This window comes from Kribbella sp. NPDC050241 (assembly GCF_044459685.1).
Lineage (GTDB): Bacteria > Actinomycetota > Actinomycetes > Propionibacteriales > Kribbellaceae > Kribbella.
This window is the reverse complement of record NZ_JBITJE010000002.1, coordinates 925,684-940,787: the sequence shown is the minus strand read 5'-3', so window position 1 is coordinate 940,787 and position 15,104 is coordinate 925,684. Positions and strand designations below refer to the sequence as shown.

Annotated in this window: 14 protein-coding genes; 6 read left to right on the top strand and 8 right to left on the bottom strand. The window is 64.3% G+C overall.

What is annotated here, in order from left to right; all coding sequences use genetic code 11:
• Positions 1-9: 9 nt before the first annotated feature.
• On the top strand, positions 10-2,127 hold the full coding sequence (locus tag ACIBG5_RS12375; protein ID WP_396391625.1) for a sigma factor-like helix-turn-helix DNA-binding protein: 2,118 nt from the start codon (positions 10-12) through the stop codon (positions 2,125-2,127).
• A gap of 535 nt (positions 2,128-2,662) precedes the next feature.
• Positions 2,663-3,700: an NAD-dependent epimerase/dehydratase family protein gene (locus ACIBG5_RS12370; RefSeq protein ID WP_396391624.1), complete on the top strand. Its 1,038-nt coding sequence runs from the start codon at positions 2,663-2,665 to the stop codon at positions 3,698-3,700.
• On the opposite strand, the gene ACIBG5_RS12365 is transcribed toward ACIBG5_RS12370, so the two are convergent.
• The gene (locus ACIBG5_RS12365) at positions 3,680-5,131 is read right to left on the bottom strand and encodes a hypothetical protein (protein ID WP_396391623.1); all 1,452 of its coding nucleotides are present in this window, start codon (positions 5,129-5,131) and stop codon (positions 3,680-3,682) included. The genes ACIBG5_RS12370 and ACIBG5_RS12365 overlap by 21 nt on opposite strands.
• A 381-nt stretch (positions 5,132-5,512) precedes the next feature.
• Between ACIBG5_RS12365 and ACIBG5_RS12360 the strand changes: the two genes are divergently transcribed.
• From ACIBG5_RS12360 to ACIBG5_RS12350, 3 genes are all read left to right on the top strand, one after another.
• Complete coding sequence (locus ACIBG5_RS12360; protein WP_396391622.1) at positions 5,513-5,746, top strand: hypothetical protein; 234 nt, start codon at positions 5,513-5,515, stop codon at positions 5,744-5,746.
• 236 nt (positions 5,747-5,982) lie between these two features.
• On the top strand, positions 5,983-6,297 hold the full coding sequence (locus ACIBG5_RS12355) for a class I SAM-dependent methyltransferase (protein ID WP_396391621.1): 315 nt from the start codon (positions 5,983-5,985) through the stop codon (positions 6,295-6,297).
• Between the two features lie 122 nt (positions 6,298-6,419).
• Complete coding sequence (locus ACIBG5_RS12350) at positions 6,420-6,734, top strand: hypothetical protein (RefSeq protein ID WP_396391620.1); 315 nt, start codon at positions 6,420-6,422, stop codon at positions 6,732-6,734.
• Positions 6,735-6,766: 32 nt separating this feature from the next.
• On the opposite strand, the gene ACIBG5_RS12345 is transcribed toward ACIBG5_RS12350, so the two are convergent.
• The 7 genes from ACIBG5_RS12345 to ACIBG5_RS12315 all read right to left on the bottom strand — a co-directional run bounded on the left by ACIBG5_RS12345 (position 6,767) and on the right by ACIBG5_RS12315 (position 14,204).
• Positions 6,767-7,291: a hypothetical protein gene (locus tag ACIBG5_RS12345; RefSeq protein WP_396391619.1), complete on the bottom strand. Its 525-nt coding sequence runs from the start codon at positions 7,289-7,291 to the stop codon at positions 6,767-6,769.
• Between the two features lie 267 nt (positions 7,292-7,558).
• Positions 7,559-8,305: an SDR family NAD(P)-dependent oxidoreductase gene (locus tag ACIBG5_RS12340; RefSeq protein WP_396391618.1), complete on the bottom strand. Its 747-nt coding sequence runs from the start codon at positions 8,303-8,305 to the stop codon at positions 7,559-7,561.
• Positions 8,302-9,747, bottom strand: a complete 1,446-nt coding sequence (locus ACIBG5_RS12335) for an ABC transporter substrate-binding protein (RefSeq protein WP_396391617.1) — start codon at positions 9,745-9,747, stop codon at positions 8,302-8,304. The genes ACIBG5_RS12340 and ACIBG5_RS12335 overlap by 4 nt, the downstream gene beginning before the upstream one ends.
• 32 nt (positions 9,748-9,779) lie before the next feature.
• Entirely contained in the window at positions 9,780-10,652 is an 873-nt protein-coding gene (locus tag ACIBG5_RS12330) for a carbohydrate ABC transporter permease (protein ID WP_360454890.1), read from the bottom strand.
• Positions 10,649-11,608 (bottom strand): carbohydrate ABC transporter permease, encoded by a 960-nt coding sequence (locus ACIBG5_RS12325; RefSeq protein WP_396391616.1) that lies wholly within the window; start codon positions 11,606-11,608, stop codon positions 10,649-10,651. The genes ACIBG5_RS12330 and ACIBG5_RS12325 overlap by 4 nt, the downstream gene beginning before the upstream one ends.
• A gap of 22 nt (positions 11,609-11,630) precedes the next feature.
• Positions 11,631-12,467, bottom strand: a complete 837-nt coding sequence (locus ACIBG5_RS12320) for an aldo/keto reductase (RefSeq protein ID WP_396391615.1) — start codon at positions 12,465-12,467, stop codon at positions 11,631-11,633.
• 18 nt (positions 12,468-12,485) lie between these two features.
• The gene (locus ACIBG5_RS12315) at positions 12,486-14,204 is read right to left on the bottom strand and encodes a glycoside hydrolase (RefSeq protein ID WP_396391614.1); all 1,719 of its coding nucleotides are present in this window, start codon (positions 14,202-14,204) and stop codon (positions 12,486-12,488) included.
• 210 nt (positions 14,205-14,414) lie between these two features.
• Between ACIBG5_RS12315 and ACIBG5_RS12310 the strand changes: the two genes are divergently transcribed.
• Positions 14,415-15,095: a GntR family transcriptional regulator gene (locus ACIBG5_RS12310; protein ID WP_396391613.1), complete on the top strand. Its 681-nt coding sequence runs from the start codon at positions 14,415-14,417 to the stop codon at positions 15,093-15,095.
• The last annotated feature ends 9 nt before the right edge of the window (positions 15,096-15,104 follow it).

Here is a 15,104-nt window from a genome sequence, read left to right as displayed (position 1 = left end):
GAGCACGTCATGACATCTGACTTCGCGTTCGTTGATCTCCGTCCAAGGGTCTGGTCGGAAGCGTTTCCGTGGCTCGCCGGCGTGACGTCCAGCGACGTCGACTGCCAGGAACCGTGGCAGGAGGAAGCAATCGACGCGACGGATGCTGTCTGCCGTCAACAAATCCTCGACAAGGTTGTGTCGCTCGCGGTCGACCGCCTCAGTCGGTGGTCGATCGGGGAGATCCTTCCTGGTGTGCCGTTGGACGTCCGGATTGAGGATCTCCGCTTGCCAGTTCGTGCCTACAACGCCCTCTATCGGGAGAAGCGGCTGACGACTGGTGATCTGGTCGACCTATCTCTTGATGATCTCCTGGCCTACCGCCATGTAGGCATCGGAGCTGTGACGGCAGTCCTTCGGATACTGGCGGACCGTTCGACCTCGCTGCCTCAAGCTTCGCTGGCGAACCACGCATCGTCTGACGTCGATCTTGTGCCACCCAAGCCGTGGCTCGGCGGTCTAATCAGGGACATCGAGGCTCTAGCTGACTGGAATCAGCTGACGGGTCAGACCGTTCGCGGAGTGCTCGCTCCCCTTCCACTGGGAGTGCCGAAGGAGGTCGTCGCAGCTCGAGATCGAGTCGTTGCGCTGTCGTCCGCAGAGGTGCTGCCCTCGTCGACTCCGAGTGTGGCCGATGTGCTCGAGCAGGCGATCCTCGGAATGGACGAGCGTTTTCGCATGATTCTTGCTCGGCGCCTGTTCGCCTGGGACTCGGCGACGCTAGAGGTCCTCGGTCAAGAGTTCGGGGTGACCCGAGAACGAGTGCGCCAACTCGAGTCCAAAGCCCGGGCCAAGCTGTACGAGCTGGTTACTGACGGCACTCCGGTGTGCCAGATCGCTGCTCTCGTTCGAAGCCAGGTCCGCGGTGTCAGGCCGCTGAGAGAGGTCCTTGCGGAAGCGCCTGCGCTTGATCACTTGGTCGAGAGTGTCGGCCAGCCGGCTTGGCGTGTGATCGACATCCTCGATGACTCATACGAGATTGCCGACGGTTGGTGCGCGGAACCGAGTCTCGAGGCCGCGAAACGTGAGATGGCGATCTATCTCGACGAGCTAGCTGACGAGTTCGGTGTGGTCAGGCTCGCGGATGTCGGCTTGGTCGGCACCGAGGAGCCAGGAGCATTGCCGTGGCTGACGGATTGGCTGGCGCACCTTGGCTATGACGTCCGCGGCGAATTTGTTCTACTGCGCACGAGCTCGGTCGGTGACCTGGCGGCAGCGCTGCTCTCTACTGAAGGTGGGCCACTAACGCTCGAGACCCTCTTCGATCGGGTGAACCGCGGATCGCTGGGCAGCCTCCGGAACCAGCTCAACGCTGAACCTCGATTCCACAAGGTCGGCGTCGAGCACTGGGCACTGACGTCATGGGGCATGGAGGGTTATAGCAATATCCGTGCGGAGATCGGCAAGCTGCTCGAGCAAGCTGGTGGTGAGCTTCCACTGGCCACTGTGGTCGACTCACTCGTCGAAGGATTCGGAGTATCGGCGTCGTCGGTAAACGTGTACGCCGGAAGCGCGCCGTACGAACTGCGAAATGGAGTCGTGCGTGCTCAGTCGGTCAGAATCGTCGGTGGAAAGAATCCAGCGAAGGTCCAGGGGTACTACCGGCGGGGCGACGACTGGTTGCACCGAACGACTCTCACCCGTGATCATCTGCGAGGAAGCGGCTGGGGCGCGTCGACCGCCATCGCCACGGTTGTCGGCCTATCGCAGGGCGAGAACGCCGAGTTGCCCACCCGGTTTGGTCCGCAGAAATTCTCGTGGAAGAACCATCAACCTGCGTACGGCAGCATAAAGCGCTTCCTCGTGGCCGATGACCTCGGCATCGGTGACGAGGTCTTCCTGATCTTTCGCTGGGACGGAACCTTCGACGTCGAGAGGCTGCCGGATGTGCCAGACAAACCGCTTGCGCAGGCGCTTCGCCTGGTTGGCGCCGACATGTCCCTCGAGGGTCAAGAAGCAACCGATGCGCTCGCCGCCGCCATCAAGTACGCAGCTGGCTCAGATCTGTCCACCTTGTTGACCGGCTACAAGACAAAGCGTGAACAACAGATATTTGACCTCCTGCTGACAGGAGTTGACACCGATTAGGGCCGATGCATTCAGTCAGCAACGAAAGCCACTCCGACAGGATGCTCTTGCAGGTCATGGCACTAGCCATCTGACCTCGTTCCGGATCTCCTGGATCACGTCGTTCACGGCGGCGTCGTCAACTCCACAAGCCAACTCTCGGCAACCAGCAGTACGAGGTGTTCTTGCTGTATTGATACCGATGGAACTGATGCGCCGGCGCCAATACCTCCTGCTCCCAAGCTCCTTAGTCTCAGCCAGAACAACTCAACAGCCACCGACACCCTGATCTCCGCAGACCCGCTGAGCCGCGTGCCTCGAACTTGTCCGCACCCTTTGCACCCGGACGCACAGTCCGGGACGAGATCTTCCCCACGTCCCACCGGCAGCTACTGCCTCCCCATCCAGACCTCCAGATCGAGCGCCCGCCCGGCTCTAATCACAACAAGCAAAGGCAATCTCAACGTCTGGGAACGAGCGCAGCCGCGACGCGAGCACATCCTGTGCGGCACGCGTCGGAACAACTTCTGAGCTACAGGCATGGCAACATCGGTCTATGCGGATCCTCATCCTCGGTGGTGGTTGGTTTCTGGGCAGGACGCTCGCCGTGGACGCTATGGCCCGAGGATGGGACGTCACAGCATTCACGAGAGGCCGGAGCGGGCAGCCACCGGCTGGTGTGGAGCACGTGATTGGTGACCGGACGAAGGAACCAGATCTCCGTCGGTTGAGCAGCGATGGCACCTGGGACGCTGTGATCGACACGAGCGCGTATGAGCCGATCGATGTCGCACGTACGGCGAGGGCACTCGCCGACAGCGTCGCTCAATACGTGCTCGTCTCAACCGTCAGTGCGTATCAAGATTGGCCGACGATCACAGTTGACGAGGCATCGCCGCTGTGGCCGTCCGCAGCCACTTACACCGAGGATTCTCCCGAGCTCGCCGACATGACTATCGGCGAACGGTACGGAACGCTGAAGGCTGGCTGTGAGGTGGCCGCTGTGGCTGGCGCTGCCCGTAGCCTCATCATTCGCCCGGGCGTCATCCTCGGTCCCGGCGAGTACGTCGGCCGCGGGCTCAAGCTGATGCAGCGAGCAGCCAACGGGGGCCGCTGGCTGCTTCCGGCACCGCCGGAACAACCGATCCAGCCCGTCGACGTCCGCGACGTTTCAACGTTTCTACTCGATGCGATCCAGCACCAGATGGATGGCGCGTACAACGTCGTCGCGCCGGAAGATCACTCGACGTATGGCGAGCTCATCGACATGTCACTGGAACTGACAGGATGCCGTGCTCGACCGACCTGGGTAGATCCTCAGTGGTTGATCGAGCAAGGCGTCCGACAGTGGACAGAGATCCCGCTTTGGCGCGTCTCCGAAGGGACCTGGAAGGTCGACGGCCGACGTGCAGCCACAGCCGGCCTCGTATGTCGTCCTCTGGCCGAGACGCTGCGAGACTTCAAGCTGGCGCTGGACCGCGACGGACTGATCGAGCATCCTCGCCAAGCTCAGCTCGGAATGACACGAGAGCGGGAAGCCGATTTGCTCGCCCTGTGGGGCAGCGAACAGACGTCACGCACCCGGCAGCGCTAAACGCGAGATCGCCTCGGCGTTGAAGACCTCGATCTGATCGCGCAGCTCGACCGCTTGCGGCGTCTCGCGCCAGTCGCGGCCGGTCAGTTGTCGGGCCAGCTGATCCATACGGCCGGTCAGACCATGGCGCCGATTCGGAGCCGGAATCGTCCACACCGTTTCGAGCGCAGAGACGCTCGCGTCGATCCGACCGACCAGCAGTTCGGCGGTCGCGAGGTCGATTTGTACACGTGCCGGCGCCAGCCCGCCGAATGGGTCCTCCGCCACCAAGCCAATGGCGTCGCTGATCCGCGTCACGGCCGTCTCGCCGCGTCCGACCTTGAGAAGAGCGGTTCCGGCGCAGGCTGCGTGCCGGCTCGGCCCCCATCCGAATTCGCCACCTGCCGCGCCGTACAACCCATCGTCGCGAACTTGTTCCATTTCCAGATCGGCCAGTCGCAGCGCTTCCGTCACCTTGTCTGGACGCCCCAGCTCCGCCCACGCTCGTGCTTCAATCGCTCGCAATCTGGCCCTCGATGCACCAGTTGGTGCGATGCCGATGCTGGCGGCGATGAGGTCGATCGCCCGTCGACTTTGCCCGCGCCAGTTGGCGATGAGAGCCTGCGATCCGCGTGCCCAGGCTTCCAGGTTGGCGTCACCGATCAGCTCCGCATAGGTCCGTGCCGAGCGCGCCTGTTCTTCGGCAGCATCCCAACGCGCCAGGTCGAACGACACCACCGAAAGTAGGCCGCAGGCTTGCCCAGCGACCTGGTAAAGTTGAGCGGTCTGCTCTGGACGCCTGGTCTTGTCGAGCAGCAGGTAGGCGACGTTGCGGATGTGTCGCGCGTCAGTCAAAAGTCGCAGTGGTGGCCGGTTCTGGTAGTCGCGGGCCAGTTCAAGGACTGATTCCTGAAGCAACGAAATGTCTGTGGAATCGACGGAGCCGGCGATTCGGGCTGCGTGTTCAAAGCTCTCGTGGGCGGCCATGTCTGCCGCTGCCTCCAAGGACTCGACGTCAACGGACTGGCTCGGCGCAGCCGGTCCGTTGTGACGCTCAGACTCGCGCAGTACCTGCGGTCCGCCGAGCAAGACCTCGAACCGGTGTCCCCAGAACGCTTCGGCAACACGCCGCGCAACTGGCCTAGCTTGAGCAACATCGCCGCGCATCCACCGCGCCAACTGACGTGGTGAAAGCGTCGCAGACTCCCGCATCTCCTGCGCCTTGACTTCAAACGCCGAGCAGGTTTCATCGACGGTCCACGGGCCTTCGTGGACAAGCTGTTCGAGCAGCGTTCTGTACTGCGCCGTAGCCACGCCTTCACGGTACGTCAGCAAGGTGGCCTGACGGGCGGCTCTGCGCGTCGACGGCAGCACAACGTCCGTCGGATGGCAGGCGAATGGCAGATCTGCCATTGAGGCGTCGTCCGCACCTTGGATGGTGACGCGCCGCACCGGCCTTGGATGGCAGTCAGATGACAGGCAAGCGGCCGATGTAGTTCATGGCTCAGTCAGTCCGATCGGCGGGAAGCTTCCCTGCACGAAGAGTGCCAAGTGCAAGGATCGGGTGAGGCTACATGAGGCCTGGAGTGTTGATCCTAACGATCATCGCGGCAGTGCTGTACGCATTCATGCTGCGCGATATCGCACGTGAAGTTCGCGGCGAATGACGACAACTGAAGCCGAAGCCGACAGGCGTCGAGTTCGGGTCTGGTTTGGTGAAGTCACGATCGCAGACTTCCGCGGCAGCGCATCGCAGGCCGATCGGTATGCCGAGGCGATGCGACGCCGCTTTCCGAGTCTGCGGGTCAGCAATGAGCCGCTCCCGGATGAGCAGTGACCACCGCGTCAGTCTGGCGTGTGCAACTGTGGCTCGGCGACCACCTGATCGAGGAGCACGTCGCGCCAGCCGAGCTGGCTCAGGAGTACGCCAACGTGATCCAGTTGCGCATCACGGGATTGCCTGGCCGCCGGCTGCGCTGCATCCCGACTGAGTACGCCGAGCCCGCCGTGGCCGTATCGCCATCCCCGAACCGGCGAGACTCGCATCCAACCTCGGGCGCGAAGTAGTAGTCGTCGCTCTGGGCGGCGGCCTCGCACATCGGCCCGGAGCCCTCGGTCCCGAGGGCGAAGGCTCCACCACAGACCAGCGGGCGGGCGCACAGCCTTGCAGAGCGGACGCCCGCCCGCTGTTCCACCTCGACAATGGGAGTGCAGTGGAAACGCCAGTAATCCCGATCGATGACCCAAGAGTCGATCCCGCGATCGAGACCCACTACGCAAGCCGCTGGGACGAAGCTGTCCGTTTGAGTTCAACTGTCAAGGGTCGCCTGGAACAGGCCAGGCTCCACGACTTCCTCCGGCAGTGGTTCCCACCGGCACCTGCTCGCATCGCCGACATCGGCGGCGGCCCGGGCATCCACGCCACATGGCTGCGCGACCAGGGGTACGACGTCACACTGCTCGACCCAGTGCAGCACCACATCGACCAAGCTGCAGGCGCAGGCATTCCTGCTCAGCTCGGGGACGCGCGCCGCCTGCCGTGGCCCAACGAATCCTTCGACGCGGCCCTGATGGCCGGACCGCTGTACCACCTGCCCGAGCCCAGCGACCGCCGCTAGCGCTGCGCGAGGCCCTGCGAGTTCTCCGCCCGGGCGGCGTCCTGGCCGCAGTCGCGATCAACCGAGCAGCCAACCTCATCGGCTCAACCCTTGCCAACACGCTGATGGCGCGCCATGGCATCGTGCGCGACATCCTCGAGACTGGCCACAGCACCGACAACGAGCGGATGGCTCATTGCTACTACCACCGCGAAACCGAACTGCGCAGCGAACTGGCGAGCGCCGGTATACGCCCGGTAAACATCGTCGGCCTCACCGGGCCTGGCGGCTGGCTGACGGTCCTGATCGATGCCCACTTCAAATCGCAGCCCTACTCCGACAAGCTGGCCGCGCATGACCCCTTGGACACGGCGCTGGAGTGTTCGCGACTGGCCGATCGGATGCCGGAACTGGTGGCAGCCAGCTCACTGTTCCTAGCCGTTGGCCAGAAGAGCTGAGCGCCCTGCACTGCTGCGCGGTCGGTGAAGCGTCAGGTGATCCGGCCGTGCAGCTCGACGTACTCCTGCTCCGCACGCAGAACCTTCGACAGCACTGCGTCCGCGGTCGGCAGCTGGTGAAGCGGGAACTTCGACCCATCCCAGCGCAGCCCGCCATCCGTCGTGATCGACGGCGGAATCACCACCAGCGTGCCGGGTACGACGTACTCGACGCCGGACGCCAGCGGCCCGAGATCGCCTGCCGGCTGGAGGGTGCAGGTGATCCAGCCGCCGTCTGGCAGCTTCATGGTTGGCGGCCAGACGCCGGGCCGCTCCTGCTCATAGAGGCGCTTGCCATACGCCCCCGCGATGCGCGGCAGACGCCAGATTGCAACCGCCGGACAGGACGTGATCGCCACGTTCGGCGGCTCATCAGCGTCCCAAGCCGCACGGGCTACGTCGATGTCGGTGATCCAGTCACCAACGGGCGCACCCGCGATAGTTGCCGCACGCACCGGAATGCAGCGCTCCACACACGCGAGCGCCGTATCTAGCAAAGCGTTCTTACGACGAATCATCTGACCGACCGTCCTCCCGTCTCGGGCACATCATTCCCGCGCCACCACGCACCTTGTCAATCCAGCCGGCGTCAACTGCCGGTCCAACCACGGGAGGAACAGCCGTGTCGCAGATCGAGCAACTCAAGATGCAACTGCACAGCCCGGCAGACCAGTCGCGCCACCGCCCCGGCAGCACTGGCCGGATTCAAGCAGCGTTTCAAACAAGCCAGCCAGCACGTGCATGCTCTCATCTCTGGCTCAGCCACCGGAGCAGACCGCGACACGTCAGTGCATGTAGAGGCCGCCGTCGGTGTTTAGGGTGTGGCCGGTTATGTAGGCGGAGGCTTCGGACATTAGGAAAGCTATTGCGGTGGCTACGTCTTGGGGTTGGCCTAGGCGGGTGACTACTAGGTCGTTGACTAGGGAGGCTCGGCGGTCGGGGGTTAGAGGGCCACCCATGATGTCGGTGTCTATGGGGCCGGGGGCTACTGCGTTGACGGTGATTCCATACGGGCCTAGTTCTCGGGCTAGGGCTCGGGTTAGGCCTATTACGCCGGCTTTGGCTACGGAGTACGGGGTTTTGCTGTAGGTGCCGCCGCCTCGTTGGGCTGAGGTGGAGGAGACGCTGACTATTCGGCCGTAGTTGTGGCGGACCATGGATTCGGCGACCCGGCGGGTGACGTAGTGGACGCCGTTCAGGTTGATGTTGATGACGCGGTGCCACTCGTCGGAGGTCAGTTCGAGGTACGGGACCGGGGAGCTGACGCCGGCGATGTTGGCCAGGGCTGCGAGCGGCGGCAAATAGGCTTCAAGTTCGTCGATCGCCGCACGGACCTGGGCTTCGTCGGAGACGTCGGCGGTCACCGCGAGGGCCTTGACGTCGTGTTTCTCGGTGATCTCCTGAGCCAGGGCGTGGCCGGGTTCGATGTCGAGGATGCCGATGTTCCACCCCTGTTCGGCGAGCAACACCGCTGTGGCACGGCCGATGCCGCGCGGAGAGGCGGCACCGGTCACAACTGCGGTACGGCTCATTTGGCTCCCTCGTAGTCCTGTCCGGGCTTCCAGTCGGTGAAGGCGTAGTCGTCCTCCGAGACCTTGGCTCCGGCTGCCTTCGCCTTCTGGAGCGCCTGGGCCCGGTCTGCGGTCGTGGCGTCGCTCAGCTTCTTCAGCTCGGCCTTGAGGTCGCTGATCGATCCGCCCAGGTAGCCCTGGACGATGTTGCCGACGTGCGGGGTGACCGGCTTGCGAAGCGCGTCCACCTTGGCCTGGGCGGGGTTCTTCACGATCGCCTGCGGCATCAGGAACACGTTCGTCTTGCAGAACTCGACGCCCTTCTTGTACGCGTCGATCGCCTTCGACGACGCCACGAGCTCAAGATCCAGCGGCGGCTGATCCATCGCCTCGATCATCCCGTTCTGGTAGTCCTCGGTCATGAAGGACGCGAGCAGCTTCCCGGCCGCATCGGGGTTCTTGCTGTCCGCGGAAACGAAGTACCCCGAAGAGGGCCGGCCGCGGTAGCAGAAGGGCTTCACGTCGGCCGTCGGCGCCAGCACCCATCCGGAGGCGAGTTTGTCGACGATCGGCGGCGCCAGTGCCTTCGATCCACCGGCGCACCAGATGCCGTCGATGAAGGTCCCGACCGCGCCGGAGGCGAAGCGGGTACGGGCGTCGACGACACCGAAGTTGTTCGAGCCCGGCATGATCAGCTTGGCGTCGTTCAGTTCCTTGAGGAACTCGATCACCGTGACGTAGGCGTCGTGGTGGTAGGCGTACTCACCGGTGGTGAACTGCAGACCCTGGTAGCCGGGGAATCCCGCCGTCTGCGCCATGTCGTCGATCTGGTCACGGATGCGCCCGCCGTCGGCACCGATCGCCAGCGTCAGCGGCTGGAGCCCGGCCCCCTTCAGCTTCCCCAGGGCGTCCTTGAACGCCGCGTAGTCCTTGGGCACGTTGTTCGGATCGAGCCCGGCCTTGCCCCAGTGATCCTTGTTCACCCACACCAGCGTCGAACTCTGCCGGTGGCTGAACATCGGGAACCCGTAGAGCTTGCCGTCCAACTGGGTGATGCCTTCGGTGAACGCGTCCTTGGGCAGCTTCGACTTGACGTCCGCCGGCAGGGTCACCTCGTGCACCCACTTGCCACTGACCAGTGCTGACAACGGCAGCCCGACCACGTTGGAGTAGATGTCCGGCATCTTGTTGGCCTGATGCGCCAACTGGAACGCCTGCGGCGCTTTGGATGCGTCGTAATACGTGTGGGCGACGTTGGTCTTCAGCGCCGACGACTGGTTCTTCGCCCAGTCGTCATTGAGCTTCTTGAACGAACTGAAGTGATCCCACCAGTCCAGCGTTCCGGTGGCACCGCCGCCACTCGTGCCGCCGGCCTCGTCGGTCGAGCTGCTGCATCCCACCGCGGCGCCGGCGACGGCAAGTACCGATGCGCCGAGCAGACTGCGACGTGTCATTCCGGTCATGATCGTTCCACTCCTTCGGGCGTTGCTAAGAGCTAAGACTTGACTGCGCCGGAGATTCCCTCGACGAAGTAGCGCTGCAGGAAGATGAAGAGCACCACGACCGGGACGATCGAGATCACGCCGGCCGCGGCCATACCAGACCAGTCGGTCGCGGTCTCCCCGACGAACGCCTGCATGCCGACGCTCACCGTCCGGAGATCGGGCCGGCTGAAGGTGAACACCAAGGGCAGGAAGAAGGCGTTCCAGGTGGCGATGAAGGTGAGTACTGCGACCGTCGCCGTGACCGGCATCGCCAGCGGCAGCATCACCGAGAAGAACGTCCGGACGAAGCCGGCGCCGTCGACGAGCGCGGCCTCCTCCAGCTCCCGGGGGATCTGCCGGAAATAGCCGTAGTACAGCAAGATCGCGGACACGTACGCCCCACCGCTGAGCGCCAGGATCATTCCGCTGAGTGAGTCGATCAGGTGCAACTGCATCGAGATCTTGACCACCGGGATGATCGTGTAGCCGGTGGGTACGAAGAGCGTCGCGACCAGGATCCCCAGGAAGAGCTTGGATCCGCGGAACCGGTAGCGGGCCAGGACGTAGCCGGCCAGGGCGCACCGGACAGTGACGATCACGACGGTAATCACCGTCACCAGGACGGTGTTGATCAGGTACCGGCCGAAGTGCGCGTCGTTCCAGGCTCGCGCGTAGTTGTCCCAGACGAACTTGTCCGGCCACAGCTTCAAGCCGCCGGAGAACATCTCCATGCTGTCCTTCAGCGATGCCGACAGCATCCACAGGAACGGGAAGATCCAGACCAGGGCGATGCCGACCAGGACGATCGCGGCGATCCACCATGGCAGTCGATACAGAATGCGTCGTTGCCGGTCCGAGCGTTGGACAGTCAGTTCAGCGGTCATCGCTGGTCACCTCTCAGCCGACGGCCGGTGTAGAGGGCCCACAGCTGGAGGCCGCCGACGATCGCGACCAGCAGCCCGAAGACCACGGCGGCCGCGGACGCGTGCCCCAGTTGCGGGATCGGGGCGGCGAACGCCCACCGGTAGATGTAGATCTCGATGATCTCGGTGTGGAAGTACGGCCCACCCGACGTCAGTGTGTACATCAGGTCGAAGTTGTGGAAGGTCTCCTCGATCGTCAGCACGGTGATGATGATCAGGAACGGCTTGAGCATCGGCAGCGTGATGTGCCGGAAGAGCTGCCAGGTGCCGGCGCCGTCGATCCGGGCCGCCTCGTACAACTCGTACGGGATGGTCTGCAGCGCGGCGAGCCAGTAGATCATCGTCACGCCGAAGAACTTCCAGATGTACAACACGGCCGCCGCCGGCAGCGCCAGGTGCTGGTCACCCAGGAAGTCGACGCCACCGAAGCCGAGCTTGGCCAGTACGGAACTGACCGGACCACTGGCCGGGTCCAGGACGAAGCGCATCACCACGCCGATGATCGCGGTCGTGGTCACCACCGGGATGAAGAACGCCGATCGCAGTACGCCGATCAGTGGCAGCTTCGGAGAGTTGAGGATCATTGCCATCAGCAACGTGAGCAGGACCCGCGCCGGCACCACCAGCAGCATGAAGAGCAGCGTGACCTTGAACGAGTTCCAGAACAGCGGATCGGCGAAGACCTCGCGGTAGTTGCTCAGTCCGACGAACTTCTGGCCGGAGTCGAACCCGTTCCACTCGACCAGCGAGTACCAGTAGCTCGCGATGATCGGATAGATCGTGTAGATGCCGTACAGGACCACGGTCGGCAGCAGGAAGATCCAGATCCAGGTGGTCTTCTGCCAGCCGTGACGTGGTCGGTCGACGGCTGCCGTGCCGGACCTCGATCGGCGGTCCTGCCGCCTGCTGAGTTGCATTGATCTGCTCGTCATCGTCGGGCTACCTGATCTGGCTGATCGCGAACGTGCGCGGATCGTTGCCGAGCCGGTTGCCGTTCTCCAGCGCGGTGACGGACGCGACCTCGGCGTCGGTCAGCTCGAAGCCGCCGAGTTCGAAGTTGGCGCGGATCCGCTCGGGATTGACGGACTTCGGGATGACGATGTGCCCGAGGTGCAGATGCCAACGCAGTACGACGTGGGCCGGAGTCACCTCGTGATCGCTCGCGATCGACGCCAGTACAGGATGATCGAGGTCGCCGCCCTGGCCGAGCGGAGAGTACGCCTCGACCGCGATCGACCGCTCGCGGCACAGCTCGGTCAGTTCGCGCTGCTGATACGTGGGGTGCAGCTCGATCTGATTGACCGCCGGAACGATCTCGCCCTCCTTGGCCAAGCGGTCCAGGTGCTCGGAAAGGAAGTTGGACGTACCAATGGCCCGCACCCGCCCCTCGGTGTGGATCCGCTCCAGAGCACGCCAACTGTCGACATAGAGATCGGCAGCCGGATTGGGCCAGTGCAGGAGATACAGGTCGGCGTAGTCCAGTCCGAGGCGCTGCAGAGTTTCGTCGTACGCCGTCAGTGCCGACTCGTAGCCGTGCTCGCCGTTGCGGAGCTTGGTGGTGACGAACAGCTCCTCGCGGGAAAGCCCGCTCGCCCGCACGGCCGCCCCCACACCGGCCTCGTTGTTGTACGCCGCCGCCGTGTCGATGTGCCGGTATCCGGTCTCGATCGCCTGCTCGACCGCGCGTTGGGTCTCGCTCGGCGGGACCTGGAAGACGCCGAAGCCGCGCTGAGGGATCCGTACGCCGTTGTTCAGCGTGATCACGTTCTGGTCCATCGTCTGCCCTCTCGTCCGTCAGCTGCTCGGTTCGAGGATCAGCAACGATGCCGAGGGCAACGGAAGTGTGACCTCCAGGGACACGTCGCCGTCCACCGTGAGGCGGCGTTCGCCGTCGAACTCCTCGAGACCCTGCCGGCCGGTGATCGTGGCCAGCTGTTCGGCGGTCGGGTCCTGAGGTGAGCCGAGCTGCTGCCAGACGGTGAAGGAATTGCTGTGGTCGGCGTCGATGCGCAAATGCCGCAACCGGTAGGACCCGGCCGGCAGGTTGCGTACCGTCACGCTCACCGGCGTCAGGTCCTCGCTGGTCTGGTATTGGTCATCGATGTGCCGCCAGACCAGCACGGCGACGCTCCCGTCCTCCGCACGCGAGGCGAGGGCGTCGACTTCCTCGGGCATGCTGCTGCCGTCGGTGTGCTCGAGTTCGCCGACCTGCCAGGCCGCGTCCGAGGTCGCGCGGAGCCGATCCGGACCGAGCAATGACAGCATCCGATAGGCGTTGAGGAACGGCTTCTCGACGCCACCCGCGGTCAGGAAGGACCGGGTGCCTTCGAAGTAGCGTTCGGCCTCGAAGTAGAAGCTCCAGGAGGTCGCGTAGGCGACCTGGGCCGGCTCGGTGGCGTTCAGGTCCAGGATCTTCTTCATCAGCTTCGCCTGGAAGACCGGGTAGTACTCGGTGTTCTGGAAGCTGTAGTTGCGGTTGTCGTAGCGTCCGAAGTGCGCCGGCACCGCTGCGTCGCACTCGTCGACGATCACCGGCAGGTCGGCGTACGCGTCGTACGAACCGATCAGCCGGTTGAACTCGCGCAGGTCGTACAACATCTTCGTCGACGACGGGCTGAGCAGCTCGGCCGCGGGTTCGGCGAACGGCCGGTAGTCGCGGGTCGGGAAGCGGCAGCCCTTGGTGTGATAGGCGATGAAGTCCAGCGGCTCGGCACGGCGCGACGTGTAGTCCAGGAAGCCCCGCAGAAACTCGAGTCCGCCGCTGGTGACAGCCGGTCCGCCGACCTTGGCCTCGGGCAGCACGGCCCGGATCGCTTGGACGGTCGCGGTGTACAGCTCGTTGTACTGATCGAGAGTGCCGCGCCAGTAGCTGATGTCCGGCTCGTTCCACAGCTCCCAGAGCCAGGTCTTCACCTCCGCCTCGCCGTACCGATCGACGCAGTGCCTAACCGTGGCGCTGATCAGGCCCGCCCACTTGGCGTAGTCCTTGGGCGGATATCCCCAGGCGCCTGCCTCGTAGTTGGTGTACGCCGTAGGGCTCGGTACGACGGTCAGCTCAGCGGCCTCGGGTGGCAGCAGATCGCGCGGGGTGAAGCCGAGTTCCACCAGCAGGTGATGTCCGGCGCCGACGATCGCGTCGTACGCCTGGTCCAGCAGCGTGAAGTCGTAGTACGGATTGCCGTCGGCGTCTTCGTGGTAGACGTTGCCGTTGCTCCAGTGCGGGATCCCGAAGCCGCTGCCGGAGCAGTACATGTAGTGCGGCCGGACGAAGTAGCCGCCGCCGGAGAAGTCGGCGAAGGTCTGCAGCAGCCGCTTGCCGGTCGGCGTGTACGTCCAGTTGAACTCGTCGTACCCGAAGCTCTCCCAGATGCGCGTCAGCGGACCCTCGATCTCCGCGGCGTCGACGTCGATCGTCGCCGTGGTGACGTGCGGCGCATCGGGATTCCGGGGAGCGGCCGGCGGAAACGGGCCGAGTGACTTGCGTCCGGTGTGAACCGCTGTGTCGGTGGTCATCGTCGTGACCCTCTCTGCCCTGGGGGATCGGGCTGCCTCACGGTCGGCCGGCTTCGCGCCGGCCTTTGCCTGAGTGGAGGTTCCGAGTCTGCTCTTGCGATTGATTTACTGTCAATGACTTACTGTTTACAATCTACAGAGAGACCGGACAGGGGTTAGAGTCGTCCTACTTCGGATACTGGCGGTAACTGCTTCGAGGAGGTGGTCGGCATGATGTCCGACGACGTCGTGCCCTCGCTGCCTTCGCAGCGCGCTCTTGGTGATCTGGTGACCGACGTACTCCGGGAGATGATCACCGGCGCCAGGTTCCAGCCGGGACAGCACCTCAAGGAGACCGAGCTGGCCGAGGCACTCAAGGTGAGCCGCGGGCCGATCCGGCAGGCGCTGGCCCGACTCGAGGAAGAGGGCCACGTCGAGCTCCGGCGGCACCGCGGCGCGTTCGTCAGCACCTTGACGAGGACCGATGTCGAGGAAGTGCACACCCTCCGCGGCGCCATCGAGCGACTGGCCGTCAGCCGGGCGTGTACGCGGATGCAGGGTCAGGGATTCGCCGAGATGGATGCGGTCCTGGAGCAGATGAAGAGCGTCGACACCAAGATCGACCCGGAGGACGCCGTACGGCTGGACCTCCAGTTCCACGACATCATCTACGCCTACTGCGACCACACCCGGGTGCTGCGCGTGTGGGAGTCCATCCGCGGTCAGGTGACGGTCTTCCTCCGCGCCCGCAACGCGAGCTTCCCCGACTTCCTCGACGTCGGGTACAGCGAGCACAAGGAACTACGAGACGCCTTGGCCCTGGGCGATCCGCAAGCCGCCCAGGACGGAATCGACAAACACATCCTCGGCGCCTACGAACGCCTGAAGCGCCTCAACCTCCCGGACCGCTGACCCCCAAAT